We start from the raw sequence: 25,511 nt of genomic DNA on the forward strand, positions 1-25,511 counted from the left end.
TGTTCCTTAAACGGAAAAGTGCAGATCAGTCAGAGATGCCAACACCTGAATAAAGGCAACGACTGACGCTAAAGGTGCTGTTTCGGACATAGTGTGATAACCCGATGTCGGAATCTGCAACGTTGTACCATCCACCAGACCACCGGATGCAGCAATAATACGTCCCATCTCGGTCGAACCCAGAGAACCGGGCTCCTCACCCTTTGCTACCAGCTGGGCATTGCGTGCTTCGACCCATTTATCCTTGAACTGATAGCTATAGCCCTGCGATTCACAGGTCGCCACCAGTTTAGCGGTTAATTCGGGGTTAAACGCCGCATTGGCATCCCGGTTTCGCAACACCAGATGCTGCTGTCGGGCACTCTCCTGATCCGGATAGGGGCTGGTATCCACCACAATCAGCTGGTTGGTGGTGCCACCAAAACGTCGGAACCACTCCAGCAGATAACGCCAGCTTTTACCCGCTTCCTCCTGCGCCGTGAAAAACACAGTGCCTTGAAAACCCAGCTCAAACAGATACACCAGCACCGCCACCGTCAGCACGTTATCCAACTGCGCTACCAGCGTATCCTGATCCACCTTGAGTCGATCAGTGAAAGCCACCGGCGTGCCCGCCACCAGATGCTCCAGTCCCTTCAGTATAAAGATCAGGTTGTTACGAAATTCACAGATGTACGCTTTATCAACTTCACCCCGGCCACGATAAGCACCTGACCAGGGTTCATAGGCAAACACAGTCTCTGATGAGAAGCGATCCACGATCTTTTTCATCAGCTGCTCATCCACCGAGTTACCCAGTAGGTCAGAGCGGGCACCCGCCACAAACGCCGCATACTGGAACTCGTTAGGACCGGTACAGATCAGGCCATGCCGGTCGGCATGGGCCGAAAACATCATACTGTAAGGGTCACTGCCCTGCGCTACCAGCAAGCCTTCATACCAGGTGACTTTGGCGCCCCGCAGCTCCAGCTCACGTTGCAGAACCCGAAAAAAAGAGTGCTCTGCCCCTACCACACTGGGGGTGTGAATCAGCAGCGAAAGTAAGCTGAGAAAAGAGGGGGGCAGCAGTGGAGAGACGCCTTCATCGACGCAAAGCGGTGTGTCAGGTTTCATGGGTTGCAATCCATTCAGAGGTGGGTGCTTGCCCGCACAGAGACTGATTGTCTGGGCACCTGAACCGAATTTTAAAAGTTGCTAAATAGCACCGAACAGGGCGGCCCGCAATAAAAAAATAGGACCTGATCAAAAAGATTTCAACGGTATAAAACAGGTGTTGGGTTTTAATGATCAAGTCCTGAAAAAACAGGCCGACAACCCCATTACTTGATTAAGAGGAATTCACGATGGAAGTATCCGGCATCGCCAGCCTGGCTACTGCCATGAGTCAACAAACTGTTCAGACGGAACTGGCAGTCAAGTCCGTTGCCATGGCGAATGACATGATCGAAGCACAGGGTGAAATGATGTTGCAGCTGTTACAGGTTGCAGGTCAGACCCAGCTCAGCCTTGACCCGCTGACCACCCTCGGCACGCAGTTTGATGCGTGGGCCTGACTCGGCAGACTCAAAACAGAGTCTGCTGAGGGGTTATCACCTGCTCAAAATCCACCTGTAAAAACTGCAAGATACTCTCCGCCACCGGGCGAATCTGTTTGTCGATATAGTGCTGATAATCCAGTGGTGATTGCCTGAATTCAAGCGGTTCAGGGCCATTCACAGTCATCACATATTCGATCCGGCTACCGGAGTGAAACGGGCTGTTCTGACCACGGGCACGGTAGACCTGATCGGCCTTGAGGGCTGCCTGGACCTGAGGCGGACGGTTTTTCTGATACTGTGCCAGAGGTTTACGCAGGCGTTTCCGGTACACCAGTGCGTCATCCACCTGCCCTGCCCGCACTGCATTGACGGTCTGCTGCACCAGCCCCTGCCAGGGTTCATCATGAAAAATTTTCTGGCACAACTGCTCCTGAAACTGACGGGCGAGCAAGGTCCAGTCACTTCTGACATTCTCAAGCCCACGAAAAACCAGTTTTTCCTCACCCTGCGCACTGATTTTCAGCCCGGCATAACGTTTTTTGCTGCCTTTTTCAGAGTGTCGGATGGTCGGCATCATAAAGCGGCGATAGTGGGTCTCGTATTCAATCTCCAGAAAGCTTTCTAGCGCAAACCGCTGCTGCAGATTCTCGCGCCACCACTGATTGAGATATTCCGACAACACCTGTCCCTGTCTGGCCGCATCGGCATCCGGGAAATCATCCCCCAACCAGACAAACACCGAATCGGTATCGCCATAAATCACCTTAAAACCAAAGGTCTGCTCAATGCACTCCTTGGTTTTCAGCAGTATTTCATGACCACGCAGCGTAATTGAACTGGACAGACGCTGGTCGTAAAAACGGCAGACATTGGAACCCAGCACACCGTAAAAGGCGTTCATAATGATTTTAATCGCCTGGGACAGGGGTTGATTCTTTCTTTGTTTAGCCCGGTCACGGGCCTGCCAAAGTCCGGCAATCAGATCCGGTAACAGATGCTGTGTACGGGAAAAAATCGCATGGTTAAAGCCCGGCAGCAGATCGTCTGCCGGCGCATCCGGCTTCAGTCCTTCTGCTAACCCCATCGGATCGATACAGAAGGTGCGGATAATGCTTGGATACAGGCTTTTGAAATCGAGCACCAGCACCTGCTGGTACAAACCCGGCGCCGAATCCATCACATAACCACCGGGCGCCCCCAGCCCTGACATACCGGAGGCATAGGGCGGCGCCACATAACCGGCACGGTGCAAACGTGGCAGGTACTGGTTATCAAATGCCGCCGCTGAACCACCCACCCGGTCCAGTGCCAAGCCGGTGAGACGGGCACGCTCAGTCAGATAATCCAGCAGTTCGGCTTTGGCAAAAATATCCCAGACCAGCTTGCAGTCTTCCAGGTTATAACGTGCCAGCGCGGTTTTATCTTCACGAAACAGACGTTGAATCTCTTCACCCCGATCTGACGGGTGATCTATCAGTTTGCCCCGCTGCAACATCTGCTGTGCCACATATTCGAGGGAAAAACTTTCAAACTGCCAGGTGGCACCGCGCAGGGTATCTATACCATCCAGCACCACCCGGCCGGCAATACGTACCCAACTGTTACCTTCACCCCGATCATTCATCTGCATGATTGAACCGTCGCGTCCCAGTTTGAGTGGCACCGCTAATTGTTTGGCTCGACGCAGCAGCACTCGGCAATCAAACTCGATCACATTCCAGCCAATCAGAATATCAGGATCATACTCAGAAATAAGGACAATCAACGCCCGCAATAGCGCGCGTTCATCGGCAAAATAACGCACCGTGTCAGTGTTTGTTCCTTCACCCAACATCAGCACTCGCTGCAGATCATCGGCATACACAGCAGCGGAGATAATACGATCAGCTCTTAGGGTGGTTTCAAGGTCAATCGAAAGGACCCTGAATTGCGGTGAAATGTCTGCAGGTGCCAGGCGTAACATGCCATCAGCCCCCTGCCCCCAGCGCACGCCACCCTGAATAAAACGCTCCATCAGATAGCGGTCTACCGCACGGATATCCTCTTCCATGAGCAGGACTTCAGCCTCTGATAGACGGGCGATAATCTGGCGTGCCAGCGCGAGTGAATTGCAATACAGCGCCAGAACTGACTGCTGTTGCAGGTCTTTCAGGGCAACATCCGCCAGATGCCAGCCTTTCAGATCCTGCAGCAGAGACCGGACCTGTGCCTCGTCAGCGCAGGCAATAAAAAAAACCTGATTTTGCTGCTCTACCAGCAGGGACTGCGGCCCCTGAGCCGTATGCACCCAGTAGGTGAAGCGGATACCCTGAGCGGTATCCTGCTGTTGCCGTGTGAGCAAAAATCCGCTGTTCGCTTGCGCTACCAGCATGCTCAGGACTCAATCAAAAGGGGCGACAATATCAACGGCCTGCAGCTCGGGAAATACGGACATGACAGCGCCTCGGTCGGCTTCCTGAAATAACAGCTTGAGGTTAGGCCCGGCATCCATGGTCAGGTATATTTCAGTGCCCTGTGCCCTGAGCGCCCAGACCCGTTGCATCGCCGCCACAGATTCCGGCTGCCAATAGAGCAGCGGTGGCCAGGAAGCGATCATGGTGGCATGCATGGAAAGGGCGTTCTGCTCGGCTGTTTCACCCAACCGGGTAAAATCACGTCGGCAGATCGCTTGTTTGAGAGTTTGCAGATCCTGTGCCGCCTGCGTCGGCCAGGCCTGATAAAGCGGTGCTGATTCCAGTGTTCGCTGCATCCCGGCACGAGAGTCCACTTTTTTCTCAGTCGTACAGAGTTTTAACAGGCCAATACAGAATCCGGGCCAGGTCTGTGACAACGGCTCAGCAAAACTGTCCATGCCATCATCACGATGCCCTTTATGCCACTCGACAAACCCATTAAAGAGAGAACGACTGGCACTGCCACTGCCCATACGGGCAAAAGCTGATAATTGTTGTGTCGAAAGATTGAGCTGATAAAAGTTATTCAGCACCAGCATCAAGGCCGCAAACCCACTGGCCGAAGACGCCAGCCCGGCTGAGGTCGGAATAGTGTTCTGGGTGTCTACCCGAACCGGCTGCTGAAGACCCCGCCGGAACAGATCAATAAAGCTGATAACCTTGCGACTGAAACTACTCTCTGGCGCCAGACGTTCCCCGTTTAACCAGACCTGATCCTCGTCCGCAGGCTGAATCTGGGTCCGGCTGCCCAGATCACCTAAAGAGATCGATAACGACGCGTTAACCGGTAGATTCAGTTCTGCATTTCGTTTGCCCCAGTATTTACAGAGCGCGATATTACTCGGCGCAAACGCCTCCGCGCTTAGACCTGGTTTTGGTGGTTGTGGCAAAGCGGTCTGGATAACTTGTCCTTTAGTGATACTCAACACTCACCCCCCGCTCGGAAATAGCCACAGGAATTTGTTCATTCCATTGCAGTTTGGGCGCGCCACCCAGTGACACAACACAGTCGCCCAAACCCGAGCCGGAAATTTTCGCACCCAGTACAGACTGCTCCTGACGCAGCTGGTAAACCATCTCACTTAATACCGCATCGTTAACACCCAAAGCATCTAGCAAACCCTGATAGGTATTCATCAGAAGCCCCACAGCCGTCCAATCAGAAGACTCTATCGCCGCAATCGCCTGTTCAGTGACCAGACCCATCAGGCGGTAGAGTTCAGAATAGAGTTCCGGGAACGCCGCTGTTTTGGTCTCAACCTGTTTCAACACCTCAGGTGTCGGGGTTTTATAGCCAGCATAATACAGTCCCAGCACAGGCTGGCCCGATAACGCTGTAATGGTTTTGGGGTGCATCCGATACGCCACCAGTCCGCCCTGAATACTGGCCACCAGATCGGAGCCTGAACCCCGCCCCTGCTGCACTTCATGCACCACCGACAAGGCACGGTCAAACAGCGCTTCCGTGTCCATAGGCAGTTGCGCATAGGCATGCAACGCAGCCACGACGCCAGCAGTTACGGCCGCAGAAGAGCCCAGTCCAACCGTATGCGCAAACTCCGATTCAATCGTCAGCTCAAATCCAGCAGGTAAGGTGCGTTCCAATTGACTGATGGCTGCCATCACAAAGGTCAGTGCAGGGTGTGATTTTATCTGCCGCAGGCGGGTCTGGTGAGATGCCAGAGCGGACTCAATGTTCACACCATCATCGTTACGGGGGGTCAGCTGTATGTGGATATATTTGTCAATTGCACAGGCGATCGCCGGTTCTCCAAACAGCACCGCATGTTCACCCATCAGCATGATACTGCCGGGCACAGAAACACTAATTGCCTTCATGGCAGGCTCCAAGTCGTGAAAGCACTAACCTAACCGGCTGCAAACCTGATAGCGCAGCCAGACTATTCTCAGTTTCTTCTTCTGGCCAATACACCAGCAGCTGACCCGCATGTTCACCCCGGTGCGCCCCGGCACCACTGATTTTGGCAGCACCGCCTCTGGCCTCAATTTTTGCTACCAGTGCACTGACTTCAGCAGGCACTACACCAATTTTTTGTAATAGGCGGTGGTTAATACGCAATAATTCAGAGCGCTGTGAAACATCAGACCAATGCTGTTCCAACTGGCCGGTCAGATCAGAAAATTCTGTCCAGATACTGCTTTTACCATGGCACTGTCGGACATATTCGACAACTTCTCCGGTCGAACAATCTGGGCGGCCTGTATTAATCCGGTACCAGCCACCGTCCATTGCCAGTTCTACTTTGCTGACCTGGTCATTCTGGACCCGCACAACACCCCCTAGAGTGCAGGCCGCCGCATCCAGCAAACTGCCTCTTCCGTGCTGTAAACGTTCACAGAACCTGACCAGTTGCATGAACTCTGTGGCAGACTGCTCGGCAGCGGCAGTGGTCTGCAGCAAAGCGGCAATCACCGCCGCTGAAGAACCTAAACCTGAACCAGCCGGGATGGTACTGTGGATGTGATAACGACCAGGTTGTGCAGGGAATAATGAGAGTACGTAAAACAGCAGGTCTGTTGGACAGGCGAGCAGCCCATTTATACTACGCTCACCCGCCAGAAAAGCCTCATAGGCTTTATCCAGCTGCGTTTGCAACACCGGCAGATCTGACAAAGCACATTCAGTTTCATCGAAACTGTCACTGCTGAGCGTGATAGAGGCACCCTCAGACAAAGGTTCCAGAGTGACCTCAACCTTTTCCCTGACGGCAATTGCTAACGCAGGCGCTCCGTAAACCACTGAGTGTTCTCCACTCAGAATCAGCTTGCCCGGCGCCTGCGCTTTCATCAGCAGATAACGTATTCCCGTTTATGCCCGCTGATGGCGGCCAGGCGGAAACGTCCGGTGGTTCCCTGAGGAATATCATAGTGTTCGCCATCCCGTGGATCCGGATAACGATAGAGGCTGAGGTACTCGTCGTAGCTGACCTGCTGACGGGTTTCCAGCATGGTGCGATGAGCCAGTGTATGCAGGCAGCGTTCGTAACCGGCCACCACTGTGCCGGCAAAAAACTCAGCGACACAGCCGGAGCCGTAACTGAAGAAACCAATTTTTTTACCGGCCAGATTCTGTTTACAGTTTTCCAGCAGTGAACTTAAACCGATATACATGGATGCGGTGTAGCTGTTACCGATGATACGGTTGTAATGCAGTGTATCTTCGATCTGCTGCTCCAACTGTTCAGGGTTCAACCCACTATGATTCAGTTTCGCCAGATGTTTGTGGGCCTTTTCAGCCATTCGACTGAACGGCAGGTGGTAACAGAAATATGAAAAATCGGTAAACGCCAGAGAGCTGGCTTCTACAAAGTTTTCCCAGGCTTTCTTGAGGGATTTCAAATACACTTTGGTGGAATATTTGCCATCCACCAGCGCTGTATTGCGATAGTTGGGACGCCAGAAATCCATCACATCTTCCGTGTGATTACCCACCTCAGGTGCAATTTCAATCAGGCGGGGATTGGCGCTAATCAGCATTGCTACAGCACCCGCACCCTGAGTCGCTTCACCCGCAGTATCCAGATCATACCGGGCAACATCGGACGCAATCACCAGCACCTGCTTGTTCGGCTGACGGGTCACCAGGGCACAGGCCATCTGGATTGCCGCAGTCGCACTGTAACAGGCCTGCTTGAGCTCAACGACACGGCAATTGGAACTCAAACCCAGCAAACGGTGCACATAGACACCCGCCGCTTTGGACTGGTCGATACCGGTTTCGGTTGCAAATAACACAGTAGAGATGGCACTTGCACCGACGCGCTCAACCAATGGCTGAGCTGCATTTGCCGCCATGGTGACAATATCTTCATCCGGTGCAGGCATGGACATTTTTTCCTGTCCGATACCCTGATAATACTTCTCGGATTCAGTGTGCTGTACTTCAGCCAGCGTTCTTAAATCCAAGTAATAATTGGGTGTATAGAAACTGATTTCGTCAATACCGACAGACATTCTTGGATCTCAATCCTCAGCACTCATCTAACACAAGCGTCCGGTTATTGAACAGCGTTTTGATATCCGGAACACCCAACAGAAACATGGCGGTTATGAACTGTTTACGCAGTTTTTCTATTTCCAGCACCACCGCATCGGCCGATTTCATTGCCGGTTGCAGGAAAGGTGCGGCCATGCCACTTAAAGAGGCGCCGAGTATAACAGATTTAACCATGTCGATCCCATCTCTGAGACCACCACTTGCAACTATGGTGGCACGGTCCAGAAATGGGTTTGCCTGCATCAGTGCAACCGGGGTTGGCAGACCCCAATCCTGGAATTTAAGACCCAGGTCATCTGCCTCTGCGCCTCGGTGATGCTCAATCCGGCTCCATGAAGTACCGCCGGCACCCGCCACATCAAAATATTTAACCCCGGCCTGCAGGCCTAATTCAATGTCTGACGCCGAGAGGCCACAACCTACCTCTTTCAGTAATACCGGTACGCTCAACGCACCTGAAATAGTCGCAATTTTGGCAGCCAGACCGGAAAAATCTGTATCACCCTCCGGCTGAATCGCTTCCTGCAACGGGTTAAGGTGCAGATACAGGCCATCAGCCTGTAAACAATCTACTGCCGCCTGAGCCTCTTCAATCCCCAGACCGTAATTCAGCTGTACAGCGCCCAGATTCCCCAGTAGCGGGATATCCGGTGCTAATCCACGCAAGTCAAAACTGCTGCGTGCTGCGGGGTGAGTAAACATCACCCGCTGCGAACCAACCGCCAACGCGACTTTGCAACGCTGCGCCGCCTCAGCAAGGTTACGGTTAATACGATTCACCAGCTCATGATCACCGCCGGTCATGGAGGATATCAGCAGTGGGAATGATAATTCTCGTCCCATAAACTGGCAGGAGGGGTCCACGCTATCCAAAGCAAGTTCCGGTAACCCACGATGCTGCAGGCGAATCCGGTCAAAATAGGCAGCCTGACGATCAGTGGCCTGATCGTCACCAATAATACGGATATGTTCGATTTTTCGATTATTGGTTGGATCGGACATCAGCGCTCCAGTTTCAGGTGAGCTTCCATCAGCTCACCGGGATTGGTCTGGGCAGACAGCAGAGACAGCTCCCCACAGAGAACGGTCGCAGCGCAGATGGCTGCCAGCCGACGGGCATTCTCGCCGGGTTCACGGCTTGCTTTACAACCCAATGCGGTGAGGTTTTCTTCCACAAAGTCGAGTCCCTTGCCGTTACCTACGGTACCTACAATCAGATTAGGCAAGGTACAGGAGAAATACAGGTCACCGTTCCGCACTTCAGCATGTACGACACCCTGAGAACCTTCGATTATGTTGGCCGCATCCTGCCCGGTGGCAAGATAAAACGCTAGCAGCATATTGGCATAATGGGCATTGGCACTGCGCAAACCGCCGGCAATCATGGTGCCGATCAGGTTCTTTTTGATATTCAGGTCCACCACTTTTTCCGGGGTGGTTTTCAGCCGGCGCTCGCACAGTGCTCTGGGAATAGTGATTTCACTGATGACATATTTGCCACGCCCCAGAATGCCATTAACAGCAGTGGCCTTTTTATCCGAACAGTAATTACCCGATATGGAGCAATATTTAAGCTGAGGGTATTCCGTCAAAATCCATGGAATCAGCTTGTCGGCGGCATTTGTCACCATATTATGACCGGACGCATCACCGGTGGTGAATTCAAGCCGCAGATAGATCAGATTAGCTACTACCTGGCTATGCAGATCAATCAGCCGGGCAAAGCGGCTGCTCTGGGAGACCACCTGATTCATATCATCCTGGCGGGACATTATCTGGTGCAGCGCGGACACTGCAGCAGGGGCATCATCTGCTTCCAGCAAGATAGAACGGGTCATCCGTTCATCGACCACAGTGGTTTTTATGCCATCGGTCAGGCAAGACACGCGGGCACCCCGGCCGACTGAATGCCACAGAGGAGTCTCATAGGTGGCCAGCGGCACATTGAGCTTTTCCTGCAGCACAGGGCCACAGATATTAATCGGCCCCACACTGCGCATGGGTACTGGGGCCTGAGTAATTTTGTGTGTTTTCATCGGCGGTGCGCCAGCAGGAATAAAGAAAAAAGGGCTGCCAGAGGCAACCCTTTTTCATAACAACAGGTTGGCGTGAATTTTATAGAACCCACGCCTATAAAAGCAACCCGTTAGCCAGGTTCCTGCTCAGACTTCACGTTGCCCAGATTTGGCTCAGGCAGTACAAGCTGCAAAGTATCCAGTAACTGACCCATACCATTCAGCAGACGGTATTCCGAGATCATATGATCATAGAGGGCGTTAGTCAGATCATTTTTTGCTGAGAACACCTCATTTTCAGTGTCCAGCAAATCCAGCAGAGAACGCTGACCGATATTGAACTGCTTCTGGTATGAGTTGCGTGTCTGCTCACTGGCAACCACATGTTGTTGCAGATAAGGGATCTGACGCTCCAGAATATCTTTCGCATTCCAGGACAGTTCAACACTCTGCACAACCTGACGGTGTGTATCCATGGCAATGGACTTGGCTTCTTCAATCTGATGCTGCGTCTGACGTACACGGGCACGGTCAGCACCACCGTTATAGATGTTGTAGCGCAGTCGAAGCATGGCCACAAAATCTTCATTGATACCATCTACACCATCGATATCGTTGTTCCAGGTACGATCAACTTCCAAGTGAACACGTGGTGACCAGCGGGCACGCGCCGCTTCATACTGGGCCATAGCCGCCATGGTGTCAGCCGCAGCAACACCCAGAGTCGGATGATTATCCAGCGCCTGTTTTACAGCATCTTCACGGGATTCAGGATAGGAAACTTCCAGCTTAGGCATGGAAAACTCGCCTTCCGGCATCATACCAGTAATACGCTGATAACTGGCCTGCGCATCAATCAGGTTGTTTTCAGCCGCCAGTACGTTCACTTCAGCCAGCGCCAGACGACCTTCAGCCTGCTGTATAGAAGCCAGTGCACCCAGACCGGACTCGGAACGACGCTTGATCTGATCATAAATACGGACATGGCTATACAGGGTTTCTTTAGCCTGCTGTAACAGCTCCTGACGGCGCATCACTTCGAGGTATGCGCGGGCCGCATCAAGTGCATATTTTTCAGCGGTTTCGATCACACGCTGATCGGCAGAATCCGCACGGGCGGTTTGACGCTCTACTTCCTGTTTGGTAGCAAAGCCATCAAAAATCATCTGCCGCAGACTAAGACTGAGCTCTTTACGGTGCAGCTCCACATTGTCATGGCCATCTGCACGCGTGGTGGTGTTATTGGTTTTTTCCCAACCAAAACCACCTGCAAAATCAAAGGTCGGCAGATAACCTGCACGTGCCTGAACAACTTCCTGATAGACCGCATTACGCGCATTCAGCGCACGTTGGACTTCAGGATTTGTATTCAATCCCTGAACGACCACATCCTCAAGTGTCGCCGCAGTTGTCGCTGCTGACATCGTTGCCAGGATGGCAGCCAACACTATTTTTTTTCTCATATCCCTTCCCTTGTATAAGTTGATCAAGGTCACTGACCCAGTTTAGCTCAATTTTATTACAATTTTCCACTTAGTAGTAACACCAGTGAAACACGGTCCGGCATACCCGTTTTCTGAAAAATAGAACTCAAATGAGCTTTGACCGTTCTTTCTGTAATAGCAAGTTTTCTCGCAATTTCTTTATTACTCAAACCTTTGCCCAGCTCTGCCACCACTTCATGCTCACGCTGACTCAAACTACTTAATCTGTCGTCGTCACTCGTTGCATGGTTATTTAAAACAGGCTGGCGGTGTAACAGTTTCTGAATCAGTTTTTGCAACACCTCAGGACTGGCCCAGATTTCGTCATTTGAAACTGACTTGATGATCTCTTGCTGAATCATCGGTGCCATAAAGGTATTGGTGTAGCCTTTAAAACCACTCTGTAACAGGGCGATGCCCTGCTCTGTGCTGGGCACATCATCACAGGCAACCAGACTCAGCGTTGAATTCTGCTGCGCCAGCTTTACCAGCAATTCACACTCGTTTGCAGAAATTGAACTGATGTGTGCAAACAGAACCGCGGGCTCGCTGCGGTTCTGAGTCTGCAGCATCGACACACTGGTTGCTACAGGGTTAAGCGCGGATAAGGCTTCATGCCATCGGGCCGTTACGCTGGCGCGGTGACTCAGTAAAAGAACCTGCATGCGGGCAATTCATCCTTAATTTGAAGCGCAAAAAACGGCTTAATTTAAGCCGTTTTTTATCGCAATTTTAAGCAGATAGAACTGTTATCGTTCAGTAAGCGCCTTATCTTTAGCTTTCAGAATCGGTTTCAGCAAATAATCCATCACCGATTTCTTGCCGGTCAGTATATCCACACTCACGGTCATACCAGCGATTAACGGTAATCGAGCCTTATCATTCCCAATGTATGGATTCTGAGTTTCCAGTCGAACCAGGTAATAACTTTCGTCTTTTTCATCGAGAATGGTACTTGGACTCACAAATACCACCTTAGCGTCGACACCGCCATATATAGAAAAGTCGTAGGCGCTTACTTTGATCCGCGCAGGCTGGCCCGGTTGGATGTTGGCAATATCCTTAGGTTTGATACGGGCTTCTACCAGCAATTTATCTTCCCAAGGAATAATATTCAGCAACTCATCACCGGGCTGGACAACACCGTCAATCGTATTAACAAAAAGCTGCTTGACCGTACCCGTCACCGGTGCTCGCACCTCAGCACGATTGATCCGGTCAGTCATGCCAGTGAGCACTTCATTGATACGGGAGATTTCTGCATTTACCTCATTCAGTTCGCGCCGTGCCTCATTGCGGAACTGCAGTTCAATCTCATCCCGTTTCTGCTGCGTTTCCTGCAACGTGGATTGTATACGTGGGATATCCAGACGAACACGGCTTAGCTCACCCTGCAGATCATTCAACTGTCGACGCAAACGCAGATATTCCACTTCTGAGACAACACCCTCATCCACCAGCGGGCGGGTAATATTCATCTCTTGTTGCAATAACTGCGTGCTCCGCGCCAGTTGCGCTTCCTGGGCACGTGTACCCTTGAGCTCCTGGTCGCGCTGGGTAATTTTCTGCTCCAGCCCTGCCACTGCAGCGCGCTGCTCCTGAGCACGACTCAGAAACAACTGTTGTTCCTGTTCCAGCATATCCTTGTATTCATCCGGGTAGCCATTTGGAATTCCAAATTCCCCACCGTAGGACTCAGCACGCAGACGGATTGATTTCGCAATCAGCTCATATTTGCGTACCTGGTTCTCTTTAAAACTGCTGGCAAAACGCACGTCATCAATACGCAGAAGCACTTGGCCTTTCTGAACAACATCACCCTCGCGAACCAGAATTTCGGAGACAGCCCCACCTTCCAGGGTTTCGACTTTTTGCAACTGACTGGATGGAATAATGTCGCCATCACCCCGGGTGATCTCATCCAGCTGAGCCAGACTGGCCCAGACAATAGCGAGAAGAATAAAAGCGGCACATATCCAGATCAGCCATTGCGCACCCCGCGGAGACTGCTCCAGCATTGCCTCGCTGACGCTGGACATATACTTCAGATCATCGCTGTTATAGTTCATCTCTGTGCTCCTAGCGTTTGATCTGCAGGCGACCGGATTTAAGAGCTTCCAGCACCGACTCTTTAGGTCCATCTGCCACTACCCGGCCCTGATCCATCACAATGATTCGATCTACCAGCGGCAGCAGGGACATCTTATGCGTGACAACCAGCATAGTGGTTTCAGCCGGCAAACTGAGCAGGGATTTTTTTACCTGTTCCTCAGAGGTGTTATCCATCGAGGCTGTTGGCTCATCAAGCACCAGAATATTGGGTTCGTGTATCAGCGCTCGGGCAATAGCTACCGCCTGCCGCTGACCACCTGAAAGACGGGCACCGCGCTCACCCACCTGCATGTCATAACCCTGAGGATGACTATCTGCAAAGTCACTCACACCGGATAATTGAGCGGCCTTAAGCAGCACGGCATCAGCCACATGGGGCGAACCTTTGACAATATTTTCCCGCAAGGTACCGGCAAACAGCATCACATCCTGAGGCACATAGCCGACATTGCGTCGCAGGTCGACCGGATCGATCTGTTTCACATCCACACCATCCAGCCTGATTGAGCCATCACTTGCCTGATAAAGACCCAATAATAATTTTTCAATGGTGGTTTTGCCGGAACCAATGCGGCCAATCAGCGCCACCCGTTCACCCGGCTGGACCCTGAACGAGACATGTTCGAGCGCCCTCTGCTCGGCTTCAGGGTAGGCAAAACTGACATCTTTGAATTCTATTTTGCCCTGCAGGCGTTCACGATTAACAAATTCCTGCCCCTCTTCACGCTCCACCGGCAACGCCATGATGCTGTTCAGCGATTTAAGTGCAGTGGAAGCCTGATGCAGACTGATCACCAGGTTGGCCACCTGGGACATCGGCGCCAGCGCCCGACCGGACAGAATCACACAGGCAATCAGCGCACCCATAGTCAGTTCACGCTCACTGATAAGGTACACACCGGCAACCACAATGCCGACAGAACAAAGCTGCTGCATAAAACCGGCAAAATTCACTACCGATGCTGACAACACCCGCGAACGCAGCCCCCAGCGTGCAATATATCCTGACGCCTGCTCCCATTTCAGTTGCATGGATGATGCAGCCCGCTGGGTTTTAACAGTTTCCATGGCGGTCAGACTCTCCACCAGCGTGGAGTTTTTCTGCGCAGTCGACGCAAAGGTTTTTTCAACCGCTTCTTTCAGCCGCCCCTTGGCCATAAAGGCATAAATAATGATCAGCGGAATCGCCACAGCCGGCACGATCACCAGCGGCCCACCGATAAAACCAATAACCAGAAGAAACAGAAAGGCGAATGGCAGATCAATAATGATGGTATTCGAAGTGGAGTAGAGAAAGTTTCTCAGACTGTCGAACTCTCTGAGATTACTGGCAAACGAGCCAACCGAAGCGGGCATCGCGTCATAGCGCAGTGACATCACCTTCTCGAACACCAGAGAAGACATCATGACATCGCCCTTTTTGGCGGCGATCTCAATAAAATAAGCCCGCAGCATCTTGAGCGCAAAATCAAACAGATAAACGATAAACACCCCTGCCGCCAAGACCCAGAGGGTTTCAATAGCATCGTTGGGCACAACCCTGTCATATACATTCATTACGAAGAGCGGGTTAGCCAACACAAACAGGTTGATCAGAAATGAAGCGAGAAGAACATCGCGGTAGATTGCAGACGAATATTTAATACTGCCCCAGAACCAGTGGCCTTTATGCCCTTCCAGCAGGCGCGTCATCTGCTTCTGGAACTGATATTCAAGCCGGACAAAAATGGCAAAGCCGGTATAACTGGCCGCTAACTCATCCAGGGTACAGGTGTGACTACCACCACTTTCCGGCTGGAATAACACCGCCTGATTCAACTCATCATCAACGCTGATTAACACACAGGCGTTGTCATTTTCGAGCAGCAATACCGCGGGCAATACCAGTTTAGATATCTGAGGTAAAGAGCGTTTACGTAACGCTGCAGAGAATCCTGCTCTTTTCGCCGCCCGGATAAACAGCTTTGGCGTCAGTCTGCCCTGTTCCAGTGGCAGACCATCACAGAGTACTTCTGCAGATAAAGGACGATGATTCTGCTCCGTAAGGTGAACCAGACAACCGAGCAAAGGATCGTGGTTAACTTCCATTTGAATACCTTAAGATTAATCTCTGTCGCGCTTGACCTGATGCGACCCTGACAGGATACTGATTGCTACGTTCCTTTCATCTAACCGAATTACTCTATCAAACCAATATGTTATACGCCATACGTAACTCTGAAGGACATATCATCAGTTTGTCTGAAGCCAAACTGCCTGACTCAGAACCGGTTGCCCTTCAGGATGAAGAGGTACTTCGGTTTCTGGCAATCGGTAACGATGCCATTACTAATGGCGATTTTCTTGAAAATTCGGATCTGGGCATTGCCCGTATTCTTGAAGATCTGATCGAGGTTTTGGTTGGCAAAAACCTGATTATGTTCACCGATCTTCCTGAACCCGCACAGAAAAAACTGCTGAGCCGCAAACTGGTCCGTAATCTGAAAAATCCGGACGGTTCTCTCAGTGAAGAGCTACCGGGCGCATCTTTCCTGATTGAAGAGGATGATAGTTTTTAATCCTTACTGAGCTGAGACAATAACTTCGCACAACGCTCAGAAAACCGCGAATAACGCGCCTGCTGGGTTCGGGTCAGTGCAGCAAAGCTGATCCCCCGCAGAATTTCTGCACTTTTAAGCAACAAAGGCAACGCTTTAGCTGGCTCAAGCTTGACTCGCTCATGCAATGCCTGCACACAATTCAGCGCAATACTCAGATGAGAAGGCATGGTTTTATAGGCCGTTGCGAAATACTTATACGCCTGCTCAACCTCACCCTTCTTGAAGGCAGCCATGCCCTGAAGGTTCTGTTTCCCCCAGGATAATTCCAGCATCCATTTATTAATTTCCCGGCGGCGCTCCTGAAACTCATCGGCATAAATGGTGTCCTGTACCGCATCTGCTATCAGTTCCATGCGTTCGCACTGAGTCGCTTTAGGCAAAAGCTTGAACTGCTTCCAGGCATCATCCAGGGTCTGCGCCTGACGTTGCGCGTTGCCTTTTTCCCGATAAAAACCCGACGCCATTACTTTGCCGATAAATTTAACTTCAGGCGTTTCATACTCCATCACCACCCGCTCAAGAATTTCGACCATCTCCCGCTCCAGCTTTTCATTGCCCTCACAGAGTGACAATGCACGGGCGCAGCCAAAATAATGATCCGGAGTTTGATAGGTGGAATGGCGGGCATGCACAATTGCATTCTGATAGGCACTGACCGACAAATCATACTGACCTGCCTGAAAGGCCAGATCAGCCAGTTCAGCCTGCAGTGGGGGCATACATGGCTGTATCAACACCGCTTTACGTAGCAAAACTACCGCACGGTCAAGTTCACAGCTATCCCGATAACATCGTGCCAGCCACAGATAAGACTCAACCGATACCTGACCCTGATCGATCAATCGATGGAAAAATGTCGCCGCCTGCTTGAAACGACCCAGGTTATAACAGGCCATGCCTTTACCCACCTCGGCCCAGGGCATCTCACGGTTGTGCGTGATTTTATTGAACAGCTCCAGTGCAGCTGTATGTTTACCCAGACCCAGTAGAGCAATGCCCTTTATCCGCTGCAGATGCAGATGCAATCCCGGATACTTACTCATCACCTCGTCGCATTCATTGGGTACTTCGTCAAACTTTTCACTGTCGAGCAAGCGCTCCACGGGCGCGATAACCTGCTTCATACGTAACAGTTTTTCAATCGCTGTCTGGATGCGGGGATAATCGTAAGGCTTAGCTATAAAGTGATCAGGCGCGTTTTCCAGAGAGCCATGCAGCACTTCTGAAGTTTCCTGATCGACAGAAAGAATAAAACAGCTGGTGGAGTTGTGGATTTTTTCGTGATTGGCTTCCTGCAGGAGTTGCAGGCCATTTTTCTGCCCGTCGCCCATCTCATAAACCGCAAAGACGAGATCAAACGGAATTTCGCGCATCAGGCTCAGCGCCATATTGACCGAGGACGCAGGCATAATTGAGGTAAACCCCAAGCGACTCAGATGACTCCGCAGAGTTCCAAGGTCTTCATGACTACGATCTACGATCAGGACAGACTTGCCTGAATTCCGGTTTTCCATGATTTGAACACTAGCAGAGACAGCCCAAAAGTAGCATAAGAATCAACTCATTAGCAAAGCCAAGGCTGTTTGAAACATAAAAAAACCCCGCACCTGAGGTCACGGGGTTTCTTATTCATCTGAAGATGAAAGATCAGTCTTTCAGCAGATCACGGCCTTTGTTTGCAGCAATACGCATGCGCAGAGCATTCAGCTTGATAAAGCCAGCGGCGTCTTTCTGATCATAAGAGCCAGCATCGTCTTCAAATGTGGCTATATTTTCATCAAACAGACTGTCTGCAGAACGACGACCCACAACTGACACGCCACCTTTGTAAAGTTTTACGCGTACTTCACCGTTAACATGACGCTGAGAGAAATCGATCATCTGCTGCATCATCTTACGCTCTTCTGACCACCAGAAACCGTTATAGATGGTTTTGGCATAACGTGGCATCAGCTCATCTTTCAGGTGAGCAGTTTCACGATCCAGGGTGATCGATTCGATGGCACGGTGTGCCTTGAGCATGATAGTGCCCCCCGGTGTTTCGTAACAGCCGCGAGACTTCATACCTACAAAGCGGTTTTCGACGATATCCAGACGACCAACGCCGTTGGCACCACCCGCTTTATTCAGGTATTCCAGCACAGTTGCAGGAGACATTTTCTCGCCATTGATGGCCACAATGTCACCCTTTTCGTATGTCAGCTCAACATAGGTTGGCTGATCTGGCGCCTGTTCCGGCGCAACAGACCAGCGCCACATATCTTCCTCAGCTTCCGCCCAGGGATCTTCCAGAATGCCACCTTCGTAAGAGATGTGCAGCAGATTAGCGTCCATGGAATATGGGGATTTTTTCTTTTTGGAGGAAAAATCAACAGGGATATTACGATCTTCGCAATACTGCATCAGCGTTTCACGCGACGTCAGATTCCACTCACGCCATGGCGCAATCACATGCACGCCCGGTTTCAGAGCATAGGCTCCCAGTTCAAAACGAACCTGATCGTTGCCTTTGCCGGTAGCACCATGAGAGATCGCATCAGCACCGGTTTCGTTAGCAATTTCTACCAGTCGCTTGGCAATCAGAGGGCGCGCAATGGAGGTACCCAGCAAGTATTCGCCTTCATAGATAGTGTTAGCACGAAACATCGGGAAGACATAATCACGGACGAACTCTTCGCGCAGATCTTCGATATAGATCTCTTTAACGCCCAACGCTTCCGCTTTAGCACGCGCAGGTTCAACCTCTTCACCCTGACCCAGGTCAGCAGTAAAGGTCACAACTTCAGCGTTGTATTCATCTTGCAGCCAGCGAACGATTACCGAAGTATCCAGTCCACCGGAATAGGCCAACACAACCTTTTTGATATCGGACATTTCAAGCTCCAACTTGCAAATGGCACCCATGGTGCAGTCGCTGATTGATCAGCATGCAATCCACAGTAAAAATCGAGGGGCGAGAGTATAGCAGAGACCGCACAAAAATCGCAGAGGGAATGATTAAAGATTAATCGGAATAGCGGAGATTATTCACGTTCCAGTCGGATTGTAACTCGACGGTTTCTGGCCCGGTTTTCAGCGCTATTGTTTTCCACGACCGGATAACGTTCGCCATGATAGCGTGTGGTAATCATCTCCGGGCTGACACCCAGCTTGACCAGAAAAGCGGTCACTTCATCTGCCCGCTGTTTAGACAGATCCCGGTTTAGCAACCGGCGCCCCAGATTATCTGAGTGCCCGTCAATATAGAGAGATTTCACGGAGTTATCGTTCTGCACATAAAGCGCAATCAGACGCAGGCGCTCCTGCGAGGCATCAGACAATGAAGTCTGGGCTGGCGGAAACAGGAGTGCGGTTCGGGCAACCTGACGGAAATTAACCGGTAACAGACCAGAGGTGCAGTTTACATAATCGGAATAAGCAGCGTGAAAATTCACCGCTGACACCGCGACGCGCAACGTTTCATCCGTGCCATACCAGCCCGGAGAGGTAAAGGTTGGCATCATGCCTTTAGACAGGGCGGCCAGCATATTCTGTGCATAATCTGTACGCACATCCAGGTCACCGGCATCACCCTGTTTGATGCTGCCAATCCGCCAGGGTGAGATACCCGGCTGCCAGGGCGCCGCTTCTGCATAGAGCTCAGCCCCTTTGGCGAAATGAATTTTTTCAATCGGCTTGAGCAAAAAGCGGACGGTTTCTCCGGCTTCATGTTCAAATATTGCGCGCCCAAAGGTCGGAATGTCCTGTGTCAGCCGACAACTGAACTTGGAGGCCTCAAGCTGCCAGTTGGTATTATCCAGCTGAGAAGAAAAAGTCACAGCCTGAGCGGCGTAACTGAATACGCTGCCCATCAATGCACATAGCCATTGCTGTTTTCTTCTCGACATGAACTCTTCCGCCTTTCAGGCTTATAGCGAGTGTTTCGGCTTACAGGAGAGGTTCTTTAATGATACATCAGTTCAACCGCTGTCTTTTAGTCCATATTCATGACACGGTTGGAGCAACAGGCCTACTGAGTTAAAATCCCCTCTCCTTCGCCTCAACAGTAAGGGCTCCTTTTGCCAGATCATTCAAATATCCTGCACCCAATGGCCAACCGTTTCAGAGGGTTTCTGCCGGTTGTCGTGGACGTGGAAACCGCGGGATTTAATCCACGCACAGATGCCCTGCTCGAAGTTGCAGCCGTTTTACTGACCATGGATGAAAAGGGTGATCTGGTCATTGACCAGAGTTTTTCTGCCCAGGTCGATCCGTTTGAAGGCGCTAACCTTGAAAAAGCCGCGCTGGATTTCACGGGCATTGACCCCTATGACCCGGAACGGGAAGCCGTGCCTGAACGGGAAGCGCTTGAAGAGATTTTCAAACCGGTGCGCCGGGCAATCAAACACCATGATTGCAAACGGGCGGTATTGGTGGGTCATAACGCTGCGTTTGATCAAAGCTTCATTAATGCAGCAACGGCAAGGGCCGACATCAAACGCAACCCGTTCCACCCGTTTTCAACCTTTGATACGGCCACCCTGGCGGGACTGGCTTTTGGACAAACCGTACTGGCCAAAGCCTGCGACGCCGCCAACATCGACTTTGATGGCAAACAGGCGCATTCAGCACTGTATGACACACTGAAAACAGCCGAACTGTTCTGTCAGATTGTTAACCGCTGGAAGGCTCTTGGCGGTTGGCAGGAATAAAAAAACCCGCCTGATGGCGGGTTTTTTTGTGTGCAGATAATACCTTACAGATTGCCTGCTTCGTCAGCCAGGTAAGCCGCAACACCTTCAGTCGAAGCAGTCATACCCTTGTCACCTTTGTTCCAGCCAGCCGGGCAAACTTCACCGTGCTCTTCGTGGAACTGCAGCGCATCAACCAGACGAATCAGTTCGTCCATATTACGTCCCAGCGGCAGGTCATTCACGATCTGAGAACGCACAACACCGTTCTGGTCGATCAGGAACGCACCACGGAAAGCCACACCCGCATCCGCTTCAACATCATATGCCTGACAGATTTCATGCTTAACGTCAGCTACCAGCGTGTATTTAACCGGGCCGATACCACCTGAATTTACAGGAGTGTTACGCCATGCGTTGTGGGTGAACTGAGAATCGATAGATACACCAACAACCTCAACACCACGCTCAGTGAAAGCGGACATACGGTTATCCAGAGCGATCAGCTCAGATGGACATACAAAGGTGAAGTCCAGTGGGTAGAAAAATACCAGGCCATATTTGCCTTTGATCGCTGTTTTCAGGTTGAAGTCGCCAACGATCTGGCCATCACCCAATACTGCTGCTGCTGTAAAATCAGGAGCCTGCTTGCCTACAAGTACACCCATGGTAAAGAATCTCCATTCCTATGCTTGAGTTGCGTTAAAAACAATAAGATAAGTCCGGCAACAGACAATTCAATGCCTGTCACGACTTTTTATTTATTCTGTTTCAGAATCTGCAGCGGCTTCTTTAACCAGCGTCTGCAGCTCACCTGAAGCGGCCATTTCACAGATAATGTCACATCCGCCAATCAGTTCACCCTTGACCCAGAGCTGGGGAAAGGTTGGCCAGTTAGCATAGTTAGGCAGCTCAGCACGAATTTCCGGATTCTCCAGAATGTTCACAAAGGCAAAACGTTCACCGCATGACATCAGCGCTTCAGACGCGCGGGAGGAGAAGCCACACTGCGGAAAACGTGGGGTGCCTTTCATGTAAAGCAGAATATCGTTGTTTTCAATCTGCTCTTTAATAGTATCGATTACACTCATTGCTACACCTGTTTTCTTAAACCGTTTCCAGCCTGGGATTGCCGGAAAATATGCAAAAACCAAACAACGCGCCTGAGATGCGGGGCGTTATTCCGCAAAGCGTCAATATACCATAAATCCCGACTATTTTACTCTGATAAATCATGTGATCTTTATAACGTTTAATTACCCATATTGACCACTGATTCAGCTCATAAGATTACCTAAAATAGCGCTTTTCATGCTTGCCAACCGATAACAAGCTGAATATTATTGCTTCTTTGTTTGGCAGCCTTGGCTGCCTTTTTGCGTTGTAGGGAAAGAAAATGCCTCAAGATTCCATTATGAATACTTATAACCGGCTTTCTGTTGCCTTTGAGCACGGCGAAGGCAGCTGGTTGTTCGATACCGACGGCAATAAATACCTGGACGCACTGAGCGGCATCGCCGTCTGTGGTCTGGGCCACGCTCATCCTGCTGTCACTCACGCTATCTGTGAGCAGGCTGGCAAGCTGATGCATACGTCAAATCTGTACACCATTCCACGCCAGCAGGAACTTGCTCAGCGCCTGACTCAGATTTCAGGTATGGAGAATGTGTTTTTCGGCAACTCCGGCGCTGAAGCAAACGAAGCGGCGATCAAACTGGCTCGCCGCTATGGCCATCAGGTGCTGAATATTGAGAACCCGTCCATTATCGTTATGGAAAACGCCTTTCACGGCCGTACACTCGCCACACTCAGCGCAACCGGCAACCGTGCAGCACAGGCAGGTTTTGAGCCACTGGTCAGCGGCTTTGTGCGTGCTCCCTACGACGATGTTGACGCCATTAAAGCAATTGCCGCTAATAACCCGAACATTGTGGCGATTCTGGTTGAGCCGATTCAGGGTGAATCCGGTATCCGTATTCCGGCTGATGATTATCTCAATCAGCTGCGCGCAATCTGTGATGAACACAACTGGCTGCTGATGCTGGATGAAGTACAAAGCGGTAACGGCCGTAGCGGTCAGTATTTTGCCTATCAGCATAACGGCATCCTGCCGGATGTGGTCACCACGGCCAAAGGCCTTGGCAACGGCGTGCCCATTGGCGCCTGTCTTGCACAGGGTAAAGCGGCCGGCATTCTGGTGCCTGGTTCCCACGGCTCTACCTACGGCGGCAACCCGCTGGCCTGTGCTGCAGCGCTGGCTGTGGTGAACACCATCGTTGATGACAAGCTGTGTGAACGGGCAACCACACTGGGTTCTAAAATCCTCGAAGGTTTCCGTGAGGAGCTGAAAGGCGCTACCTATATCAAGGATATCCGCGGCAAAGGCCTGCTGCTTGCCATCGAGCTGAGCGAAGCCGGTGCCGAGCTGGCCGTGCTGGCCAAGGTGAAAGGCGTATTGCTGAATGTGACCGGGGGCGGTAAGGTTATCCGGATGCTGCCTCCACTCACCATGACGGACAGCGAAGCTGAGCTCCTGGTAAAAACCGTCTCGCGCTTGATCAAGGTATATGCCGCGGACGAATCTGAGACTCAGTAGCCTCATCATAAAAAAGAGAATAATGCTGTAATGAGTACCCGACACTTCCTCACCCTTCTGGACATGACCCCAGAGGAGTTAAGATCCATTATTCGTCGCGCGACAGAACTGAAAGCGATGCGTAACCGGGGTGAGATCTATGAGCCTTTGAAAAACCAGGTCATGGCGATGATTTTTGAAAAATCATCCACCCGTACCCGTGTATCCTTTGAGGCAGGCATGGCCCAGTTTGGTGGTCATGCCATGTTTTTATCGCCCCGAGATACCCAGCTGGGACGAGGCGAACCGATCAGTGACAGCGCCCGTGTCATCTCCAGCATGGTTGATGTGGTGATGATCCGTACCTTCAGCCATCAAATCGTTGAAGAGTTTGCCGCCAACTCCTCGGTACCGGTTATCAATGCACTGACGGATGAATATCACCCCTGTCAGCTGCTGGCTGACATCCAGACCTATTTTGAACAGCGCGGCGATATTGCCGGTAAAACGGTAAGCTGGATTGGTGATGGCAATAACATGTGTCACTCCTATATCAACGCCGCCCGCCAGTTTGATTTCAAACTGCGTATTGCCTGCCCATCCGGCTTTGACCCGGCTAACAAACTTGTCGCAGCGAATAAAGACCGCGTGACCATCTGTGATACCCCTGAAGAAGCGGTTGCAGGCAGCCACCTGGTCGTGACTGACGTATGGGCTTCAATGGGCCAGGAAGATGAACAGGAAGAACGTCTGGAACAGTTTGATGGCTTTCAGGTATCACCCGAACTCATGGATCTGGCTGATCCTGATGCACTGTTTATGCACTGCTTACCGGCCCACCGCGGTGAAGAAGTCAGTGAAGACATGCTGGATGACCCTCGCTCTGTGGTTTACGATGAAGCTGAAAACCGCCTGCACGCGCAAAAAGCACTGCTTGAGTTTCTGCTGGTAAAAAACCGCTAAAATTCAGACCAACCAGTTTGCAGCTGACCTGGCCTAAAAAACTGATCGGCGTCATTGATGGCGCCGTATCAACACATTGATTTTCCTCTGCCATACTATACTGCGTAAGGTCATCCGATCGGAGAATACTGAATGATAGAGTTGCGTCACTTGAAAACGCTCTCCGCCCTGCGCGATGCTGGCAGCCTGGTGGAAGCGGCTGAACGAATCCACCTTACGCAATCAGCCCTGTCGCATCAGATCAAAGATCTTGAAGATCGTCTTGATTGCTCGCTCTTCATTCGCAAAACCAAACCAATCTGTTTCACCAGCGCCGGTCAACGGCTGCTGACGCTGGCCGACGAAATCCTGCCGATGATCCGCAATGCGGAGCGGGACATCGCCCGACTCGCCGGAGGCGCTGCTGGCCGACTGAATATCTGCATTGAATGCCATAGCTGCTTTGACTGGCTGATGCCAACCATCGACCATTTCCGTCAGCACTGGCCTGAAGTGGAGTTGGACCTGTCCAGCGGCTTCAGTTTTCAACCTCTGCCCGCGCTGGCCCGCGGCGATCTGGATCTGGTCATTACCTCTGATCCGGAACCGAAAAATGGCATCACTTACGTGCCGCTGTTCACCTATGAATCTCGTCTGGCAATCAGCAAACAGCACCGTTTAATGGCGCGCCGGTTTGTGCATGCCGAAGACCTTGCCAAAGAGACGCTGATTACTTACCCCGTTGATCAGCAACGACTGGATATTTTCCGGAACTTTCTGGACCCGGCAGGGGTGGAACCTGCTGCCACGCGTACCGCTGAGCTCACCCTGATGATGCTGCAACTGGTTGCCAGTGGCCGCGGGGTTGCTGCGCTGCCCAACTGGGCTCTGCATGAGTACCTGCAACGCGATTACATCGCCTCAAAACCACTGGGCGAAAAAGGTATCTGGTGCACGCTCTATGCCGCCATCCGAGAAGACCAACAAAATGCGGATTTCATGGTGGACTTCCTCAATACGGCCAAGGATATTTCGTTCCGCACCCTGACCGGGGTGAAATCCGCCTGAGGCTGAACTGTTTGCGACCCTGCGGAGTCTGTTGAT

23 protein-coding genes are annotated in these 25,511 nt (G+C 51.4%); 6 read left to right on the top strand and 17 right to left on the bottom strand.

Going from position 1 to position 25,511, the window contains the following annotated elements:
• Nucleotides 1-6 precede the first annotated feature (6 nt).
• Nucleotides 7-1,113: a peptidase M42 gene (locus P2G53_RS08680; RefSeq protein WP_275816243.1), complete on the bottom strand. Its 1,107-nt coding sequence runs from the start codon at nt 1,111-1,113 to the stop codon at nt 7-9.
• 230 nt (nt 1,114-1,343) lie between these two features.
• Here P2G53_RS08680 and P2G53_RS08685 point away from each other — a divergent pair, with 230 nt between their 5' ends.
• Complete coding sequence (locus P2G53_RS08685; protein WP_275816245.1) at nt 1,344-1,553, top strand: putative motility protein; 210 nt, start codon at nt 1,344-1,346, stop codon at nt 1,551-1,553.
• A gap of 10 nt (nt 1,554-1,563) precedes the next feature.
• Here P2G53_RS08685 and P2G53_RS08690 read toward each other — a convergent pair whose 3' ends face one another.
• The 11 genes from P2G53_RS08690 to P2G53_RS08740 all read right to left on the bottom strand — a co-directional run bounded on the left by P2G53_RS08690 (nt 1,564) and on the right by P2G53_RS08740 (nt 15,708).
• Nucleotides 1,564-3,909, bottom strand: a complete 2,346-nt coding sequence (locus tag P2G53_RS08690) for a DNA polymerase II (RefSeq protein ID WP_275816247.1) — start codon at nt 3,907-3,909, stop codon at nt 1,564-1,566.
• Nucleotides 3,910-3,918: 9 nt separating this feature from the next.
• On the bottom strand, nt 3,919-4,920 hold the full coding sequence (mvaD, locus tag P2G53_RS08695; RefSeq protein WP_345799204.1) for a diphosphomevalonate decarboxylase: 1,002 nt from the start codon (nt 4,918-4,920) through the stop codon (nt 3,919-3,921).
• Nucleotides 4,904-5,830, bottom strand: a complete 927-nt coding sequence (gene mvk / locus P2G53_RS08700) for a mevalonate kinase (RefSeq protein ID WP_275816249.1) — start codon at nt 5,828-5,830, stop codon at nt 4,904-4,906. Before mvk ends, mvaD begins: the two co-directional genes overlap by 17 nt.
• Entirely contained in the window at nt 5,817-6,800 is a 984-nt protein-coding gene (locus P2G53_RS08705; protein ID WP_275816251.1) for a mevalonate kinase, read from the bottom strand. The genes mvk and P2G53_RS08705 overlap by 14 nt, the downstream gene beginning before the upstream one ends.
• The gene (locus P2G53_RS08710; RefSeq protein ID WP_275816253.1) at nt 6,800-7,966 is read right to left on the bottom strand and encodes a hydroxymethylglutaryl-CoA synthase; all 1,167 of its coding nucleotides are present in this window, start codon (nt 7,964-7,966) and stop codon (nt 6,800-6,802) included. Before P2G53_RS08710 ends, P2G53_RS08705 begins: the two co-directional genes overlap by 1 nt.
• Before the next feature lie 16 nt (nt 7,967-7,982).
• The gene (fni, locus tag P2G53_RS08715) at nt 7,983-9,011 is read right to left on the bottom strand and encodes a type 2 isopentenyl-diphosphate Delta-isomerase (RefSeq protein WP_275816255.1); all 1,029 of its coding nucleotides are present in this window, start codon (nt 9,009-9,011) and stop codon (nt 7,983-7,985) included.
• Nucleotides 9,011-10,045, bottom strand: coding sequence for a hydroxymethylglutaryl-CoA reductase (locus P2G53_RS08720; protein ID WP_275816257.1), 1,035 nt, complete (start codon nt 10,043-10,045; stop codon nt 9,011-9,013). The genes fni and P2G53_RS08720 overlap by 1 nt, the downstream gene beginning before the upstream one ends.
• Before the next feature lie 110 nt (nt 10,046-10,155).
• Complete coding sequence (locus P2G53_RS08725) at nt 10,156-11,487, bottom strand: TolC family outer membrane protein (protein WP_275816258.1); 1,332 nt, start codon at nt 11,485-11,487, stop codon at nt 10,156-10,158.
• 56 nt (nt 11,488-11,543) lie between these two features.
• Nucleotides 11,544-12,173: a response regulator transcription factor gene (locus P2G53_RS08730; protein WP_275816260.1), complete on the bottom strand. Its 630-nt coding sequence runs from the start codon at nt 12,171-12,173 to the stop codon at nt 11,544-11,546.
• Nucleotides 12,174-12,257: 84 nt separating this feature from the next.
• Entirely contained in the window at nt 12,258-13,577 is a 1,320-nt protein-coding gene (locus P2G53_RS08735; protein ID WP_275816262.1) for an HlyD family type I secretion periplasmic adaptor subunit, read from the bottom strand.
• Nucleotides 13,578-13,587: 10 nt separating this feature from the next.
• On the bottom strand, nt 13,588-15,708 hold the full coding sequence (locus P2G53_RS08740) for a type I secretion system permease/ATPase (protein WP_275816264.1): 2,121 nt from the start codon (nt 15,706-15,708) through the stop codon (nt 13,588-13,590).
• Nucleotides 15,709-15,770: 62 nt separating this feature from the next.
• Between P2G53_RS08740 and P2G53_RS08745 the strand changes: the two genes are divergently transcribed.
• Entirely contained in the window at nt 15,771-16,178 is a 408-nt protein-coding gene (locus P2G53_RS08745) for a hypothetical protein (protein ID WP_275816267.1), read from the top strand.
• On the opposite strand, the gene P2G53_RS08750 is transcribed toward P2G53_RS08745, so the two are convergent.
• The 3 genes from P2G53_RS08750 to P2G53_RS08760 all read right to left on the bottom strand — a co-directional run bounded on the left by P2G53_RS08750 (nt 16,175) and on the right by P2G53_RS08760 (nt 20,107).
• Entirely contained in the window at nt 16,175-17,734 is a 1,560-nt protein-coding gene (locus P2G53_RS08750) for a tetratricopeptide repeat protein (protein WP_275816269.1), read from the bottom strand. The genes P2G53_RS08745 and P2G53_RS08750 overlap by 4 nt on opposite strands.
• 133 nt (nt 17,735-17,867) lie before the next feature.
• Nucleotides 17,868-19,094: an argininosuccinate synthase gene (locus P2G53_RS08755; RefSeq protein WP_275816271.1), complete on the bottom strand. Its 1,227-nt coding sequence runs from the start codon at nt 19,092-19,094 to the stop codon at nt 17,868-17,870.
• A gap of 149 nt (nt 19,095-19,243) precedes the next feature.
• Entirely contained in the window at nt 19,244-20,107 is an 864-nt protein-coding gene (locus P2G53_RS08760; protein ID WP_275816273.1) for an OmpA family protein, read from the bottom strand.
• Between the two features lie 201 nt (nt 20,108-20,308).
• Here P2G53_RS08760 and rnt point away from each other — a divergent pair, with 201 nt between their 5' ends.
• The gene (gene rnt / locus P2G53_RS08765; RefSeq protein ID WP_275816594.1) at nt 20,309-20,911 is read left to right on the top strand and encodes a ribonuclease T; all 603 of its coding nucleotides are present in this window, start codon (nt 20,309-20,311) and stop codon (nt 20,909-20,911) included.
• 44 nt (nt 20,912-20,955) lie between these two features.
• Here the strand turns inward: rnt and P2G53_RS08770 are convergent, their stop codons facing one another.
• Both P2G53_RS08770 and grxD read right to left on the bottom strand, forming a co-directional pair.
• Complete coding sequence (locus tag P2G53_RS08770) at nt 20,956-21,558, bottom strand: peroxiredoxin C (RefSeq protein ID WP_275816275.1); 603 nt, start codon at nt 21,556-21,558, stop codon at nt 20,956-20,958.
• Nucleotides 21,559-21,651: 93 nt separating this feature from the next.
• The gene (gene grxD, locus P2G53_RS08775) at nt 21,652-21,981 is read right to left on the bottom strand and encodes a Grx4 family monothiol glutaredoxin (protein WP_275816277.1); all 330 of its coding nucleotides are present in this window, start codon (nt 21,979-21,981) and stop codon (nt 21,652-21,654) included.
• A gap of 323 nt (nt 21,982-22,304) precedes the next feature.
• Here grxD and P2G53_RS08780 point away from each other — a divergent pair, with 323 nt between their 5' ends.
• From P2G53_RS08780 to P2G53_RS08790, 3 genes are all read left to right on the top strand, one after another.
• Nucleotides 22,305-23,486: an aspartate aminotransferase family protein gene (locus P2G53_RS08780; RefSeq protein WP_275816289.1), complete on the top strand. Its 1,182-nt coding sequence runs from the start codon at nt 22,305-22,307 to the stop codon at nt 23,484-23,486.
• Between the two features lie 30 nt (nt 23,487-23,516).
• Entirely contained in the window at nt 23,517-24,428 is a 912-nt protein-coding gene (gene argF / locus P2G53_RS08785) for an ornithine carbamoyltransferase (protein ID WP_275816291.1), read from the top strand.
• 132 nt (nt 24,429-24,560) lie between these two features.
• Nucleotides 24,561-25,475: a LysR family transcriptional regulator gene (locus P2G53_RS08790; RefSeq protein ID WP_275816293.1), complete on the top strand. Its 915-nt coding sequence runs from the start codon at nt 24,561-24,563 to the stop codon at nt 25,473-25,475.
• The last annotated feature ends 36 nt before the right edge of the window (nt 25,476-25,511 follow it).

It is taken from the genome of Neptuniibacter sp. CAU 1671, from assembly GCF_029222905.1.
Taxonomy (GTDB): domain Bacteria; phylum Pseudomonadota; class Gammaproteobacteria; order Pseudomonadales; family Balneatricaceae; genus Neptuniibacter.

What these genes read in the sequence shown, in the direction of transcription:
- P2G53_RS08680 (WP_275816243.1), bottom strand. Translation starts at nt 1,113, where the DNA reads ATGAAACCTGACACACCGCTTTGCGTCGATGAAGGCGTCTCTCCACTG.
- P2G53_RS08685 (WP_275816245.1), top strand. Translation starts at nt 1,344, where the DNA reads ATGGAAGTATCCGGCATCGCCAGCCTGGCTACTGCCATGAGTCAACAA.
- P2G53_RS08690 (WP_275816247.1), bottom strand. Translation starts at nt 3,909, where the DNA reads ATGCTGGTAGCGCAAGCGAACAGCGGATTTTTGCTCACACGGCAACAG.
- mvk (WP_275816249.1), bottom strand. Translation starts at nt 5,830, where the DNA reads ATGAAGGCAATTAGTGTTTCTGTGCCCGGCAGTATCATGCTGATGGGT.
- P2G53_RS08705 (WP_275816251.1), bottom strand. Translation starts at nt 6,800, where the DNA reads ATGAAAGCGCAGGCGCCGGGCAAGCTGATTCTGAGTGGAGAACACTCA.
- P2G53_RS08710 (WP_275816253.1), bottom strand. Translation starts at nt 7,966, where the DNA reads ATGTCTGTCGGTATTGACGAAATCAGTTTCTATACACCCAATTATTAC.
- fni (WP_275816255.1), bottom strand. Translation starts at nt 9,011, where the DNA reads ATGTCCGATCCAACCAATAATCGAAAAATCGAACATATCCGTATTATT.
- P2G53_RS08720 (WP_275816257.1), bottom strand. Translation starts at nt 10,045, where the DNA reads ATGAAAACACACAAAATTACTCAGGCCCCAGTACCCATGCGCAGTGTG.
- P2G53_RS08725 (WP_275816258.1), bottom strand. Translation starts at nt 11,487, where the DNA reads ATGAGAAAAAAAATAGTGTTGGCTGCCATCCTGGCAACGATGTCAGCA.
- P2G53_RS08730 (WP_275816260.1), bottom strand. Translation starts at nt 12,173, where the DNA reads ATGCAGGTTCTTTTACTGAGTCACCGCGCCAGCGTAACGGCCCGATGG.
- P2G53_RS08735 (WP_275816262.1), bottom strand. Translation starts at nt 13,577, where the DNA reads ATGAACTATAACAGCGATGATCTGAAGTATATGTCCAGCGTCAGCGAG.
- P2G53_RS08740 (WP_275816264.1), bottom strand. Translation starts at nt 15,708, where the DNA reads ATGGAAGTTAACCACGATCCTTTGCTCGGTTGTCTGGTTCACCTTACG.
- P2G53_RS08750 (WP_275816269.1), bottom strand. Translation starts at nt 17,734, where the DNA reads ATGGAAAACCGGAATTCAGGCAAGTCTGTCCTGATCGTAGATCGTAGT.
- P2G53_RS08755 (WP_275816271.1), bottom strand. Translation starts at nt 19,094, where the DNA reads ATGTCCGATATCAAAAAGGTTGTGTTGGCCTATTCCGGTGGACTGGAT.
- P2G53_RS08760 (WP_275816273.1), bottom strand. Translation starts at nt 20,107, where the DNA reads ATGTCGAGAAGAAAACAGCAATGGCTATGTGCATTGATGGGCAGCGTA.
- rnt (WP_275816594.1), top strand. Translation starts at nt 20,309, where the DNA reads ATGGCCAACCGTTTCAGAGGGTTTCTGCCGGTTGTCGTGGACGTGGAA.
- P2G53_RS08770 (WP_275816275.1), bottom strand. Translation starts at nt 21,558, where the DNA reads ATGGGTGTACTTGTAGGCAAGCAGGCTCCTGATTTTACAGCAGCAGCA.
- grxD (WP_275816277.1), bottom strand. Translation starts at nt 21,981, where the DNA reads ATGAGTGTAATCGATACTATTAAAGAGCAGATTGAAAACAACGATATT.
- P2G53_RS08780 (WP_275816289.1), top strand. Translation starts at nt 22,305, where the DNA reads ATGAATACTTATAACCGGCTTTCTGTTGCCTTTGAGCACGGCGAAGGC.
- argF (WP_275816291.1), top strand. Translation starts at nt 23,517, where the DNA reads ATGAGTACCCGACACTTCCTCACCCTTCTGGACATGACCCCAGAGGAG.
- P2G53_RS08790 (WP_275816293.1), top strand. Translation starts at nt 24,561, where the DNA reads ATGATAGAGTTGCGTCACTTGAAAACGCTCTCCGCCCTGCGCGATGCT.